The 13,640-nt window shown below is 67.1% G+C and carries 13 protein-coding genes; 7 read left to right on the forward strand and 6 right to left on the reverse strand.

The features are described from left to right. Positions 1-236: 236 nt before the first annotated feature. From rsmG to rpmH, 6 genes are all read right to left on the reverse strand, one after another. Complete coding sequence (rsmG, locus tag ODE13_RS07350; RefSeq protein ID WP_322478680.1) at positions 237-956, reverse strand: 16S rRNA (guanine(527)-N(7))-methyltransferase RsmG; 720 nt, start codon at positions 954-956, stop codon at positions 237-239. Positions 957-1,018: 62 nt separating this feature from the next. Next, on the reverse strand, positions 1,019-1,615 hold the full coding sequence (locus ODE13_RS07355) for a protein jag (RefSeq protein ID WP_416210602.1): 597 nt from the start codon (positions 1,613-1,615) through the stop codon (positions 1,019-1,021). A 23-nt stretch (positions 1,616-1,638) separates the two neighbouring features. Continuing rightward, complete coding sequence (gene yidC, locus ODE13_RS07360) at positions 1,639-2,610, reverse strand: membrane protein insertase YidC (RefSeq protein WP_179541416.1); 972 nt, start codon at positions 2,608-2,610, stop codon at positions 1,639-1,641. 30 nt (positions 2,611-2,640) lie between these two features. Continuing rightward, entirely contained in the window at positions 2,641-3,033 is a 393-nt protein-coding gene (gene yidD / locus ODE13_RS07365; protein ID WP_218882072.1) for a membrane protein insertion efficiency factor YidD, read from the reverse strand. A 115-nt stretch (positions 3,034-3,148) separates the two neighbouring features. Beyond that, positions 3,149-3,562, reverse strand: a complete 414-nt coding sequence (gene rnpA / locus ODE13_RS07370; protein ID WP_179541417.1) for a ribonuclease P protein component — start codon at positions 3,560-3,562, stop codon at positions 3,149-3,151. Positions 3,563-3,746: 184 nt separating this feature from the next. Next, a complete protein-coding gene (gene rpmH / locus ODE13_RS07375; RefSeq protein WP_179541418.1) occupies positions 3,747-3,884 on the reverse strand; it encodes a 50S ribosomal protein L34 in 138 nt (45 codons plus the stop codon). A gap of 412 nt (positions 3,885-4,296) precedes the next feature. On the opposite strand from rpmH, the gene ODE13_RS07380 reads away from it, so the two are divergent. The 7 genes from ODE13_RS07380 (at position 4,297) to ODE13_RS07410 (ending at position 13,475) form a co-directional block, all read left to right on the forward strand. Next, positions 4,297-5,073, forward strand: a complete 777-nt coding sequence (locus ODE13_RS07380) for a TetR family transcriptional regulator (protein WP_322478682.1) — start codon at positions 4,297-4,299, stop codon at positions 5,071-5,073. A gap of 74 nt (positions 5,074-5,147) precedes the next feature. Continuing rightward, on the forward strand, positions 5,148-6,080 hold the full coding sequence (locus ODE13_RS07385) for an ABC transporter ATP-binding protein (protein WP_322478683.1): 933 nt from the start codon (positions 5,148-5,150) through the stop codon (positions 6,078-6,080). 6 nt (positions 6,081-6,086) lie between these two features. Further along, positions 6,087-7,739 (forward strand): hypothetical protein, encoded by a 1,653-nt coding sequence (locus ODE13_RS07390; protein WP_322478684.1) that lies wholly within the window; start codon positions 6,087-6,089, stop codon positions 7,737-7,739. 409 nt (positions 7,740-8,148) lie between these two features. Next, the gene (dnaA, locus tag ODE13_RS07395) at positions 8,149-9,741 is read left to right on the forward strand and encodes a chromosomal replication initiator protein DnaA (protein WP_322478685.1); all 1,593 of its coding nucleotides are present in this window, start codon (positions 8,149-8,151) and stop codon (positions 9,739-9,741) included. Between the two features lie 782 nt (positions 9,742-10,523). Continuing rightward, a complete protein-coding gene (dnaN, locus tag ODE13_RS07400) occupies positions 10,524-11,651 on the forward strand; it encodes a DNA polymerase III subunit beta (RefSeq protein ID WP_322478686.1) in 1,128 nt (375 codons plus the stop codon). A 13-nt stretch (positions 11,652-11,664) separates the two neighbouring features. Continuing rightward, on the forward strand, positions 11,665-12,879 hold the full coding sequence (gene recF, locus ODE13_RS07405) for a DNA replication/repair protein RecF (protein WP_322478687.1): 1,215 nt from the start codon (positions 11,665-11,667) through the stop codon (positions 12,877-12,879). Beyond that, positions 12,876-13,475 (forward strand): DUF721 domain-containing protein, encoded by a 600-nt coding sequence (locus tag ODE13_RS07410; protein WP_179541424.1) that lies wholly within the window; start codon positions 12,876-12,878, stop codon positions 13,473-13,475. Before recF ends, ODE13_RS07410 begins: the two co-directional genes overlap by 4 nt. The last annotated feature ends 165 nt before the right edge of the window (positions 13,476-13,640 follow it).

Consider the following 13,640-nt stretch of genomic DNA (forward strand, 5'->3'; position numbering starts at 1 on the left):
GGCAGCCTGTTGGGCAGCCTCGCCGGTGGATGCGCCCCGGCCGCGTGTGTTCTCGTGGCTCGCCACAGGTCATCCCTCCAAAGGATCCGTTGCTCGTCGGCCCCCAGCCTCTGCCGAAGGCACCCCCAGCAGTCTAGGACACGGCCCTGACCGCGGGCATCCGCGACTTCGACGTGAGGTCGAGGACAAGGCTGCAGAGAAGCGGGTCCGGCCTCTGTCCGGCCAGCCGCGGAAGGTCAGCGACGCGGGCAGCGCATGACCGTCGTGGTCTCTTCAAGCAGACCTTCGCCGAGGTGGACGACCTGTGGGAGACCCAGGCGATGCGTCGAGAAGGCCTTGCGGGCCGCAGTGATCTCCTGGTCCACGCTGCGGCCCTTCAGCAGGAGCAGCTCGCCGTCATCGGCCAGCAGGGGAGCTGTCAGGGGAAGAAGCTTCTTCAGTGCTGACACCGCTCGGGCGGTGACGACGTCGGCCATCACCTCATCGGTGACCTCCTCCGCACGGGCTCTGATCAGCTCCACATTCTGCAGCCCCAGATCCTTGAGGACCATGTCCATCCAATGGATGCGTCGTTCCATGGGCTCGATGAGCTGGAACTCCACATCAGGGCGCGCTAGAGCCAGTGCGATCCCGGGGAGTCCTGCCCCGGATCCGACGTCGGCCACAGTCCCTCCGGCAGGCAGCTCGGGACCCAGCACCGCACAGTTCAGCACGTGGCGCGACCACATGCGCGGAATCTCCCGGGGACCCAGCAGCCCGTGCTCCACACCTGTACTGCACAGATGCTCCACAAAGCGTTCCGCCAGGGGCAGCCTGTCCCCGAAGAGGATCTCGGCCGCACGGCGCTCCGCTGCCGTCAGCTCAGGTGTCTCCAGGGGCTCCTGCGCCTCCTCGTGCCCGCCCAGCTGATCCTTGCCGTGCTCCTCGTGCTGGTCCTCGTCCTGCTGTCCGCTCATGATCTGTCCTCTGGTCTCGGCCGGCTGGCGGGCTGGATGATCACACGTCTCCACGGGTGCGTTCAGGAGGCGGCGATCACCACATGGCGACGCTTGCCCTCGCCTTCGGACTCACTGACGAGACCCGCCTCGGCCACGAAGTCATGCACGATCTTGCGCTCGTAGGCGCTCATCGGCTCGAGATGGACCTCTTCGCCGTGGTCGCGCACCTGGGCGATGGCGTCATCGGCCTGCTGCTTGAGCTCGGTCTGGCGAAGCTCCCGGTGCCCGGCGATGTCCAGCACGAGTCGTGTCCGGTCACCCGTAGCCGTCAGCACCGCGAGCCGCGACAGCTCCTGCAGGGCGTCGAGGACCTCACCCTTGGGGCCGACCAGGTCCTGCAGCTCGTCACCGCCCTCTTCGGCGACGATCGAGATGAAGGTGCGTTCCCCCCGGATCTCGATGTCGATGTCGCCGTCGAGGTCAACGATGTCCAGAAGCTCCTCGAGGTAGTCGGCCGCGATGTCGCCCTCGTCGGTGTCCGCACTCGGCGCCTCGTCGTCCTCGGCGGCGTCGTCCTGCACCTCCGCCTCCTGCACGGTGTCCCCGGAGTCAGCGGTCTCCGGAACGGCCGGGACGCCCTCCTGGGCCTCCTCGGGCTCGGGGCCCTCAGATTCCATGGGGTGCTCGGTCTGCGTCTGGCTCATCGTTTCTTCTTCCTCTTCTTCTTCTTGGAGGGCTGCGCCTGCTGACCGCGGTGCTCGCCGGTCGGCTTGGGCTTGTCCTCCGTCGTGGACTGGGGCTTCTCGTTGACGGGCGGCAGACCCTTCGCGGCGCGGCGGAGGTTGAGCTCCTTCTCCGCCAGCGAGCCGGGCGTCGGGTTGTTGCGAATGACCCACCACTGCTGGCCCATCGTCCAGAAGTTCGTGGCGGTCCAGTAGATCAGCACACCCACGGGGAAGTTCACACCGCCGATGACGAAGACGAGCGGCAGCATGTACAGCATCATCTTCTGGGTCTGGGCGAACTGCCCCTGCAGGGCGGCCTCAGACATGTTCTTGCTCATCAGCTGCTTCTGGGTGAAGAACTGCGTGAGCACCATCGCCACAATCATGATCGAGGTCATGATCACGACGTTCCACTGCGTGGGGTCCGACTGGAAGGAGGGGAGGAAGATGTCCGACATCCCGACGCCGAGCAGCTCGGACCCGTCGAAGCTCTGGACCTCACCGGCGCTCAGCGCGCCGTAGCCCTCCTGCTGATACTGCTCCTGCCGCATGCGGTTCAGCATCCAGAACAGCGCGAAGAAGATCGGCATCTGCGCCAGCAGCGGCAGGCACGTCATGAAGGGGTTGACCTTGTGCTTCTTGAACAGCGCCTGCTGCTCCTGAGCCATGGCCTGCCGGGAGACAGGATCCTTCTTGCCCTTGTACTTGGCCTGGAGCTTCTGCACCTCAGGCTGGATGATCTGCATCCCACGCTGGGACTTGATCTGCCGCACGAACAGCGGGATCAGGATCACACGGATGACGATCACCAGCAGGATGATCGAGATCGTCCAGTTCCAGCCGGACTGCGGATCGAGCCCCAGGAAGGTGAGCCCCGTGTGGAACATGCTCAGGATGAATGAGACCGCCCAGGTGAACGGGGTCATCAGTGTGTCGAAGAAGCCCATATGTCTCTCAAGTCGTCGTGCCGAGCATGGTCAGCGCTGCTCGGGGTCTGCTGGACGCGCACTGTCACCGTGCGCTGCGGGCGCCTCTGCATCGCTCGGTGAGCGCCCGACGTCATGGGCGCAGTCGTGGTCCAGGGGTATCGGCGGATGGTTTGTCTCTATGATCGACGGTGCTGACCCTCCTGGCCAAATCCTGCGCCCCACGGGCACATGGTCGACTCCACCGCCGGTGAAAGGGTTGCAGCGCAGGATCCGCCAGGCCGTGAACACGGAGCCACGGACCGCCCCGTGGACGGTCACCGCCTCCAGCCCGTAGGCCGAGCAGCTGGGATAGTAGCTGCAGACCTGCCCGTACAGCGGGGAGATCACCTTGCGGTAAGCCTTCAGCAAGGCGGTGAGGATCGCTGAGGGGGACCGTCGCAGCGGCCCCCAGTGCTGGCGGCGAAGCTCCTCGGCATCGGGCTGGCGGCCTGGGATGCCGGGCGTCTCCCCGTCGGGGACATAGAAGTCCGCATGCCTGACCCAGAGCCCACGCTCGTCACTGCGCACGCGGCCCCCCGTCCCGCCGTCGCAGTTCCTTCCGCGCGGCGCGGACCAGGGTGGAGCGCAGCTGAGCCACGAGCTCGTCGTGGGCGGCCTCAGGGGCTGCGGGCAGAGCGCGGACGACGACGTCGAGCCGGACCCCCTCCGGAATCGTCATGGAGTCTTCCCGCATGACATCCCAGAGGATGTGCCGCAGCCGACGCTGGGTCCGATGGCGCACCACCGCGTTGCCCACGGCCTTGGAGACGATGAAGCCACACCGCCAGGGAACCTGATCCGCGTCAGCCGCCCCGGCGTCGGCAACGAGCCTCACCGAGATGACCACGGCGGAACCACCGGCCCGGGACCCGGAACGCGTGACGGCTCGGAAGTCCGTCGGCGCGGTGACACGGTGCCGGCGGGGAAGCATGCTCGCGAAGTCCTCCGGTCGTTCGGGCTGACGCTGATGGCCAGGCTCGAGGTGCCCCACGCGCCCCCGCGGGGGCCGCAGATGCACGAACGGCCCGTACCCTCGATCGGGACGGGCCGTGGGTGCGGCAGCGCCTGTCTCCAGTGCACTGCCCCGAACCGTCATCCGGCTCGGCTGGCGTGGTTCAGGCCGAGAGTTCCTTGCGGCCTCGGCTGCGACGGGTCGAGATGATGGAACGACCGGCGCGGGTCCGCATACGAGAACGGAAGCCGTGCTTGCGGCTGCGACGGCGGTTGCTCGGCTGGAAAGTCCGCTTGCTCACTGTGTACTCCCACTGGATGGTTCGAAGTCGGGGTGGAGTCCGAACCGTCTGGTCGGCTCCGTGTGCGGCGGGGCGATGGCATCATCCCCGTTCACCTGAGTCAGTCTCTCGCTCGTCAGGGCACGCCAGAGGGCATGCGCCCGGAGAGCGACCTGTCAACACTAGATGCCGACTCGGCGCGTCGTCAAGTCGCCGCCTCCATCGCTCGGCAGCCGGGGCCGTACTCTACACCACTTATCCACTGCTGTGAATAAACCTGTGCAGAACCCCGGCGTCCTCCCAGACTTCTCCACAGCCGCCCTCCGGACTCCGCCTCTTGTGCGCTGAATGAACGTTAAGTTAGTCTGCTCGACATCGGCTGAATACGCGTTCAGCCTTGTCATCAGAGGCAGCCCGGAAGGCGAGAGAGACCATGGCTGGACCAGCACAGGCGAACGGGAGAGGCACGGGGCACGACCCTCGGGCCGCGGCCTCCACCCACAACATCACCGGCGCCGGCAACACCTCGCCGCCCGAAGATCCGGCATCCGGCGCAGAGCGCATCCTCGACGCGGCCATCGATCTCTTCGGGCAGCAGGGGTTCGAGTCCACCAGCCTGAAGCAGATCGCCGTCCGCGCGGAGGTCTCCGCCCCGCTGGTGATCCATCACTTCGGATCGAAGGAGGGTCTGCGCACGGCCTGCGACGCGCGGGTGGCGGACCTCTATCTCGCCTATAAGTCGGATGCGGTGGCGCGGTCCGCCAGTCCGCTACCCCGGAACTACGTCCTGGAGGCCGTCCAGACGTCCCGCCCGCTGGTCCGATATCTCCTGCAGGCCTTCCTCACCGGAGGGGAGCACACCGACGCGCTCTTCGACCGACTGGTGGAGGACACCCTGGACTACATGGCCGACGCCGAACGGATCGGCCTGGTGACTCCCAGTGCCAACCGCCGTCACCGGGCGGTCGTGCTCCTGCTGCAGGGATTCGGTGCGCTGATGCTGCACCGGCAGATGAAGCGCCTGCTCGGTGCCAGCCCTCTGGAGGATCCGCCGGAGAAGCTCGGCGCCTACATGGCAGCCGTGCTGGAGCTCCATACCCAGCCGCTCATGGACACCGACGTCTACGACGAGCTGATCGCCGGACTCCTTCCCCAGGAGTCCGACGACGACGTCGATCCCACCCCCGACGATCCCACCCCCCGACGATGACGCCGGCCCTACCCGCCGGCCCCCTGATCCCCGCCCCGCGTGACCCGCAGGGCCGGAAGGAAAGGACCACCCTCATGAATGAGACCCGACCGGTCATCCGCACCGACAAGCTCGTCAAACGATTCGGCTCCGTGTGCGCCCTGGACGAGCTCGACCTCACCATCGCCCCGGGAGAGGTCCACGGGTTCCTCGGCCCGAACGGCGCCGGGAAGTCCACCACCATGCGCGTGCTGCTGGGGCTCCTGCGCATCGACTCCGGGACGGTCGAGGTGTTCGGCCGCGATCCCTGGAGACACGCCGTCCAGCTGCACCGGCATCTGGCCTACGTGCCGGGCGACGTCGAGCTCTGGCCGAATCTCACCGGAGGCGAGGTCATCGACATGTTCCTGCGACTGCGCGGCAGCTGGTCGAAGACGCGCAGGGATCAGCTGATCGAGCGGTTCGACCTGGACCCGCGGAAGAAGACCCGCACGTATTCCAAGGGGAACAGGCAGAAGGTGGCGCTGATCTCGGCGCTGGCCTCCGACGTGGACCTCCTGCTGCTCGACGAACCCACCGCCGGCCTGGATCCGCTCATGGAGGTCGTCTTCCAGGAGACCATCAAGGAGGTCACCCGGAACGGACGCTCCGTGCTGCTCTCCAGCCACATCCTCGCCCAGGTGGAGGCCCTCTCGGATCGGATCTCGATCATTCGGGCAGGGTCCGTCGTCGAGTCCGGGACGCTCTCGGAGCTGCGCCATATGACCCGCACCACCATCGAGGTGGAGACCGTCCGCCCCGCCGCCGAGCTCGCCGGGTTGGCAGGGGTGCATGACTTCCGCCACGAGGGGGAGCGGGTGATCTTCGAGGTCGACGGAGAACGCGTCGAAGACCTCATGCACCAGCTGACCCCGCTGGGCGTCCGGTCCCTGGTCGCCCACCCGCCCACGCTGGAGCAGCTGCTGATGCGCCACTACGGCGACGAGCTCGCGGTGCGAGGCATGGCCGACGGCGCAGGGAAGGAGTGAGTCGCGATGACTGCTGAGACGCTCTCCCCCACCGCCCCCTCAGAGGGCTCGGCCGAGGTTGCTCCACTGGCCCGAACCGGGGCCATGCTGCGGTTCATGCTGCGCCGGGACAGAATCCGGCTGAGCATATGGGTGCTCGCCTGCGGACTTCTGGCGATGTACTTCGCCAACGCCATCCAGCTCATCGCCGATGATGAGACCGAGCTCGCCCACCTGGCCGTGCTGTTCAACGATCCGGTGGGTCGGCTGATGACCGGTCCGGCCTTCGGCATGGAGCAGCCGACCTTCGAGCGGTTCTTCTCCGCCGGGTACGTGCTGTTCCTCTACATCCTCATCGCGCTGATGAGCTTCTTCCTCATGATCCGGCACACCAGGCTGGAGGAGCAGACGGGCCGGGCCGAACTCATCCGCGCCAACGTGGTGGGCCGGCATGCGACGCTGACCGCCGCCCTGCTCCTGACGGCGGGAGCGAACCTCGTCGTCGCGGTGCTCGTCTGGGCCGCCTCCGGCCCGATCGCCGGCTACGCGTCAGGCGGATCTGCGCTCGTCGCCGCCGGGGGGCTCTGCGTCGGGCTGCTGTTCATGGGGGTGGCCGCGACGACCTCCCAGCTCAGCGAATCGTCCCGAGGCGCCTCAGCGATGGCCGGGGCAGTGCTGGGACTGGCCTACCTGATCCGCATGGGTGGAGACATGGCCGAACAGGGCGGCAGCACCCTATCCTGGTTCTCCCCACTGGGCTGGGCGCAGCAGACCGCTCCCTACGTGGAGGACCGGTGGTGGCCGCTGCTGCTCCCACTGGGCTTCGCCGCCTCCCTGGTGACGCTGGGCTTCTGGCTGAGCGCCCGGCGCGACGTCGGAGCCAGCCTGGTCCCCTCTCGCATGGGGCGGGCAGCCGCGCGTCCCTCCCTGGGGACGGCCGCGGGGATGGCCGGGCGCGGCCTCCAGGGCGTGCTGCGCGGCTGGACGATCGCGCTGGTCCTGGCCGCCCTGATGTTCGGCGGATACGCCCAGTCGATGGTCGACGCCGCCGACGGCCTCCCCGAGGAGATCGCGATGATCATGAGCGGAGACGACATGGTGCTGGGCTATCTGGCCTACATGTCACTGTTCCTGGCTCTGTTCGTCGCCGCCGCTGGGGTCAGCGGGGTGCAGCTTCTGCGAAGTGAAGAGGTCCAGGGCCGCGCAGAGTTCGCGCTCTCCCTGCCGTTGAGCCGGTCGCGCTGGCTCGGATCCCACCTGGTGGTCCTGCTGAGTGGGCTGGTGGCGATGCTGCTGCTGGTCGGGCTGTGCACGGCCGCCTCGGCCTCCGCCGCGCTGGGCGACGCCGGTCACTTCGGGGGGCTGCTGCTGGGGAGTCTCCACCAGCTACCGGCGGTGCTCGCCGTGGTGGGCCTCGTCGTCGCGCTCTTCGGGTGGCTGCCTCGAGCCGGCGGGACCGTGGGCTGGGTGCTCATCGCCTTCTCCGGCATCGCCACCAACTTCGGTCCGCTCCTAGACCTTCCTCAGGCGGTGCTGAACCTGAACCCCTTCGGGCACCTGGCCGCCTATCCGGTCGAGGACCCGGCGCTGGCTCCGATCCTCTGGCTCACCGGCATCGGGGTGACCGGGATCGTGGTGGGAATGGCCGGCTGGCGCAGTCGTGAGATCAACCGCGTCTGAGCGGCCACCGTTCTCCACATATCCACAGCACTGTCCACAGGACGTGGATCCGACGCTCCACAGGAGGGAGTCCGGATCCACATCCTGTGGATGCTCAGGTGCGGTGCTCGGCAAGCGCCACCCCCTCAGCCCGGCATGATTCGGTGGGAGACGCCGTCGTCCCCTGTCATCCCGCGGAATCTGCCGGCGCTGCCGACCGACGGCAGGAGCAGCCGCGCACGCGGATCGACGCCAGCCCCGGCCGGGATGCCGACGTGTCGCTCCCCGGTGGTGTGCACACCGACTGCACAGCCTCTCCACATGGCGGACGGAGAAATCCACAAGTGTGCGCGATACAGTCGAGGGGCACAGGGACGGCGTCTGCGACGACGTCCCGGCACCACTGATCATCGTCGCAGGGAGGAGCAGCGTGTCTGCCGACTCGGAAGTCAACGTGCCGGTCAAATGGCAGCAGGTGCTCACGGAGCTCCGCGAGCACCACGGCATCACCGGACTGAAGCTGACCGACGTCGGCCGTGCTGTCCCCCAGGGGGACCAGCTCATCGGCGACACCCTGCTGCTCGCGGTGCCCCATGAGCGGGTGCGCGAACTGATGCAGTCCACCCTGCAGCACCAGCTCAGCGAAGCGCTGCGAACCGTCTTCGGCCGTGACATCCTCTGCGCCTATGTGATCGACCCCGGCCTGGCCGCTCGACAGAAGGCCGAGTCCTCCGAGACCTCGCCCCCGACGGAGCAGACGTCCGCCCCCTCAGCCGCCTCAGCCTCCTCCACCGCCGTCGACGACGTCTACCCTGGGCCCGGCCAGGCCTTCGGAACGCCGCGGGTCCACGCGGGCCAGGACCTGCCGGGACGCGGTGCGGCAGGACCGCCGCGTGCCCCCGCCGCCGAGATGCCCGTGCCGCCCTCGGGCCTGGCCGACAACGGCACCATCCCTCCCGCCCCCTCCGGGGTGCGGGCCAGTGAGATCTTCGAGACCTCACGGCTGAATCCGCGCTACACCTTCGACACCTTCGTCATCGGGTCCTCCAACAGGTTCGCCCATGCCGCGGCGAATGCGGTCGCCGAGGCCCCGGCGAAGGCCTACAACCCGCTGTTCATCTACGGGGACTCCGGTCTGGGCAAGACCCACCTGCTCCATGCGATCGGACACTACGCCCAGCGGCTCTACAGTGGGATCCGGGTCCGGTACGTGAACTCCGAGGAGTTCACCAATGACTTCATCAACTCGATCCGTGACGACGAGGGCGCCAGCTTCAAGCACCTCTACCGCAACGTGGACGTCCTGCTTCTGGACGACATCCAGTTCCTCGCGGACAAGGAACGCACGGTGGAGGAGTTCTTCCACACGTTCAACACCCTCTACAACAACAACAAGCAGGTCGTGATCACCTCCGACCTGCCCCCCAAGCGGCTCTCCGGATTCGAGGAGCGGCTCCGCTCCCGCTTCGAATGGGGTCTGATCACCGACATCCAGCCACCGGACCTCGAGACGCGGATCGCGATCCTGCGGAAGAAGGCCACGGCGGAGAACTTCTCCTGCCCGGACGACGTGCTGGAGTACATCGCCTCGAAGATCTCCACCAACATCCGTGAGCTCGAGGGTGCGCTGATCCGCGTCACCGCCTATGCCTCGCTGAACAAGCAGCCGGTGGACCTTCCTCTGGCCGAGCAGGTGATGCGGGATCTGATCTCTGATGACCACGTCCAGGAGATCACCGCCGAACAGATCATCAATGCCACTGCGGAGTACTACAGCTTCACCGTGGAGGACCTGATGTCCAAGTCACGCAACCGCACGCTGGTGACGGCTCGGCAGATCGCCATGTACCTGCTGCGCGAGCTGACTGAGATGTCGCTGCCGAAGATCGGCCAGGCCCTGGGCGGCCGGGACCACACCACCGTGATCTACGCGGAGCGCAAGATCCGTGAGCTGATGGCGGAGCGTCGTGCGGTCTTCAACCAGGTCACTGAGCTGACCAACAAGATCAAGCAGCAGCGCTGACCCGCTGAGACCTCGCTGTCAAGCCCGTGGTCCACGGGTGTGGAGAACGAGTTCATGCACATCTCACACGCGTGTAGTTCCCCTGGATCAGCGGGATGCATCGTCGGAGTGGATCTCGTCCTCCACAGTTTTTCCCACATATCCACAGGCACCGGTGGAGTTTCTCCACCACCCTGCCCACACCTGTGGATAACCCAGTGGAGAGATCGGTGCAGAACTGCCTCCACCCTGGGGACAGACCGCCCTGTCCTGCGGAGATCGTGATCAGGCACCCTCTTGATCTCCACCACCCGCCCACAGCACAAGCGGTGACACTGCACGGGAGACTGCACAGCAAGATCCGCCCGGCGAGGCCCAAGCAGTGACTTATCCACAGAATCCACAACTGTTGTTAACACTGCTCCACTCCACCACTAGGAAAACAAAGAACCTCTACAGGGCGATGCGCCGCACCGTGTGCCGGACGACGCCGACCCCGTGGGCTCCGACATCAGCCACCACATCAGCACTCACATCACAGCTCTGTGCCGCAGGACCAGCAGAACCAGCCGCTTCGTGAAGGTCCCGGAACACGCCGTGCACAAGATATGGGTCCGAACGTCGTCCTGATCGGCACATATCGTGGTCAGCCCGGTGGCATGAAGACCGGACCAGCAGGTAAGCTCGACTTTCGACACAGCAGCCGTGATGCTTGACATCCACTCGATGAACGCTCCAAGCGTCCTGAGAGGACCGACCTCCCACGGCTGGTCATCCCCAGCAGCACCGAAAGGCGGAGATCAGTGAAGTTCACTGCGGAGCGTGACGTCCTCACCGAAGCTGTCTCCTGGACTGCTCGTTCCCTCTCCCCTCGGCCTCCTGCACCCGTCCTCTCGGGCCTGCTGATCAGCACTGAGGACCAGACCGTGTCGATTTCCAGCTTCGATCACGAGATCTCCGCACAACTGCACGTCGAAGCCGATGTGGAGGAGCAGGGCACCGTCCTCGTCTCCGGGCGGATGCTCAATGACATCGTCAAAGCCCTCCCGGACGCTCCCGTCACCATCGAACTGGTGGACTCCAAGGCCGTGGTGACTTGCCGGTCCTCCCGCTTCACCCTCGCCACCATGCCCGTGGACGAGTACCCGGAGCTCCCTGCGCTGCCCGAGCTGGCCGGGACTGTCGACGGCGCCGCCTTCGCCCGCGCGGTGTCCCAGGTCATCACCGCAGCCTCCAAGGACGACACGCTGCCGATCCTCACCGGGGTGAAGGTGGAGTTCGAGGGCGACACCGTGACCTTCCTGGCCACCGACCGATACCGGCTGGCCATGCGGGAGATCACCTGGGCTCCTGCCCACCCTGACATCTCCACCTCTGCGCTCATCAAGGCCAAGACGCTCAGCGACGTCGCGAAGTCCCTGGCCGGATCCGGGGAACTCTCCATCGCGCTGGGTGAGAACACCGAGCTCGTCGGGTTCACTTCCGGCGGACGACGCTCCACCAGCGTGCTCGTCGACGGCGATTACCCCAAGATCCGTCAGCTTTTCCCCGAGGAGACGCCGATCCATGCGGTCGTACGCACTGCGGAGCTCATCGAGGCCTCCCGGCGCGTGTCGCTGGTCGCGGAGCGCAACTCACATGTCCGACTGCAGTTCACCGAAGCCGGGGAGGTCATCCTCGACGCCGGTGCGGACGACGCGGCAGCGGCTTCCGAGGTCATCTCCGCCGAGCTGACCGGGGAGCCCATCACCGTCGGGTTCAACCCCAGCTACCTCAATGAGGGCCTGAATGTCATCGACACCGAGTACCTGCGGTTCTCCTTCGTCTCGGCACCCAAGCCCGCGATGATCACCGGCCAGGAGACTCCTGACGGGGAGAACTCCACCGATTTCCGCTACCTGTTGATGCCGGTCCGGCTCATCAACCAGTAGCCCGCGAGCGGCCATGCGGCTCTCCACCCTCACCCTGAACGATTTCCGCAGCTACGCCGACGTCGAGCTGACTCTCCACCCCGGCCCCAATGTCCTCCTGGGGTTCAACGGGGTCGGGAAGACCAACATCGCTGAGGCCATCGGCTACCTGTCCACGCTCGGATCGCATCGGGTGACCCATGACGCGCCGCTGGTGCGCCATGGACGGTCACAGGCGATCATCCGCGCACAGGCTCACCGTGGTTCCCAGGAGGCCATGCTCGAGCTGGAGATCAACCCCGGCCGCAGCAATCGGGCTCGGATCAATCGGGGAGGTGCCGTGCGAGCCACCGAGATCCTCGGCATCCTGCGCACGGTGCTCTTCGCTCCGGAGGACCTGGAGCTGATCAAGGGGGCTCCCGGGGTGCGGCGGCGGCTCTTCGACGACCTGGCCGTGCAGCTGCGTCCAGCCCTCGGGCGCGTCCGACTCGACTATGACAAGGTGCTGCGCCAGCGCAACGCCCTGCTGAAGTCCATCCGGCATGAGGGCTTCACCACCACCCACGAGTCGACCCTGGCAGTCTGGGACCATCAGCTCGCCGACGCGGGCTCCCGGCTGCTCCAGGCACGACTGGAGGTGCTCGGCGCGCTGAGGCCCCACGTGGCGGAGGCCTATCAGCAGCTCTCCGGCAGTGTGCGCACGGCCCGGCTGCGCTATGAGACCGGCCTTGAGGGCCAGGGACCGGGTGCCTCGGGTGACCCTGGCTCCGCCGCGGATGATCTCTGCCCCCTGGAGTCTGCTGATCGCGGGCAGCTCGCGGAGCTGCTGCGGCAGGGCCTCGAGGGGGCGCGCCGTGAGGAGCGTGATCGTGCCCAGACCCTGGTGGGTCCCCATCGTGATGACATCGGCTTCAGTCTCGACGAGGTTCCGGTGAAGGGCTTCGCCTCCCATGGGGAGACCTGGTCCTTCGCGCTGGCGCTGCGGCTGGCGGCCTACCGCACGATGGTCGAGGACGACCCGGCGGACGGGGCCCGTCCGATACTGATCCTCGACGACGTCTTCGCCGAGCTGGACGCGCGCCGACGTCGGCGCCTGGCTGAGCTGGCCGGAGAGGCCGAGCAGCTGATCGTCACGGCCGCCGTCGACGACGACGTCCCTGAGTCGCTGCTGCAGCATGCCCTGCGCGTGGAGTCCGAGGACCAGCTGAGCCGGGTCAGCATGCTCGAGACCCCCGAGGACGGATCATGAGTGCTGCGCGGGCGGGCACGGGAGACCAGGATCAGCCGGAGGTCGAGCCCAGTCCCGACGGCGTTCCGGTCCATGAGGCCGAGGACGCCGCCTCACTGGTGCTGGCACGTATGCGACGGGCCGCCGAAGCACGCGGTGAGCATCGGATGCGAGGCGTGCCGCGCGGCTCCTCCTTGGCGGGGGATCCTCGGAAGCCCGCCGCACCCAGGCAGAAGGCGTCCGGGAAGAGCTCCGTCGATCGCCGTGATCCCAGTCTGCTGGGTTCGGTGGTCGGCGGGCTGATCAGCACCCGCGGCTGGTCCTCCCCGGTGGCGGTCGGATCGGTCATCGCCCGCTGGGACCAGCTGGTGGGGGAGCAAGTGGCCGCTCACTGCCGGCCGGAGCGTTTCGAGAACGGAGTGGTCGACGTCGCCTGTGACTCCACCGCATGGGCCACCAATCTCAAGCTCATGCAGCCGCAGCTGATGGAGATGTTCACCCGGGAGCTCGGGCGGGGAATCGTGACCGGTCTGCGCATCCGTGGGCCGCAGGCGCCGAGCTGGAAGAAGGGCCGATGGTCGGTCCGTGGGCCGGGTCCCCGGGACACCTACGGCTGATCCGGCGACCCCGGAGGTCCTAGATGCGCTCCTGCCGCGTCCAGGGGCTGTGGGTGGAACGGGGCCTCATCCGAGGACCCGCCAGGGCGTCCCACTGGCCCTCGGTGCCCTTATGCGGCGATTTCGTGGGACGCGGCTCATCGGGAGAATCGGGATTTCAGCCGA

This window comes from Nesterenkonia sp. HG001, assembly GCF_034438835.1.
GTDB classification, from domain to species: domain Bacteria; phylum Actinomycetota; class Actinomycetes; order Actinomycetales; family Micrococcaceae; genus Nesterenkonia; species Nesterenkonia xinjiangensis.

Bases quoted from the DNA above. Each gene is read 5' to 3' on its own strand.
- ODE13_RS07390 (WP_322478684.1), top strand. From the start codon at position 6,087: ATGACTGCTGAGACGCTCTCCCCCACCGCCCCCTCAGAGGGCTCGGCC.
- ODE13_RS07355 (WP_416210602.1), bottom strand. From the start codon at position 1,615: ATGGAATCTGAGGGCCCCGAGCCCGAGGAGGCCCAGGAGGGCGTCCCG.
- rnpA (WP_179541417.1), bottom strand. From the start codon at position 3,562: ATGCTTCCCCGCCGGCACCGTGTCACCGCGCCGACGGACTTCCGAGCC.
- ODE13_RS07410 (WP_179541424.1), top strand. From the start codon at position 12,876: ATGAGTGCTGCGCGGGCGGGCACGGGAGACCAGGATCAGCCGGAGGTC.
- recF (WP_322478687.1), top strand. From the start codon at position 11,665: ATGCGGCTCTCCACCCTCACCCTGAACGATTTCCGCAGCTACGCCGAC.
- ODE13_RS07385 (WP_322478683.1), top strand. From the start codon at position 5,148: ATGAATGAGACCCGACCGGTCATCCGCACCGACAAGCTCGTCAAACGA.
- yidC (WP_179541416.1), bottom strand. From the start codon at position 2,610: ATGGGCTTCTTCGACACACTGATGACCCCGTTCACCTGGGCGGTCTCA.
- ODE13_RS07380 (WP_322478682.1), top strand. From the start codon at position 4,297: ATGGCTGGACCAGCACAGGCGAACGGGAGAGGCACGGGGCACGACCCT.
- rsmG (WP_322478680.1), bottom strand. From the start codon at position 956: ATGAGCGGACAGCAGGACGAGGACCAGCACGAGGAGCACGGCAAGGAT.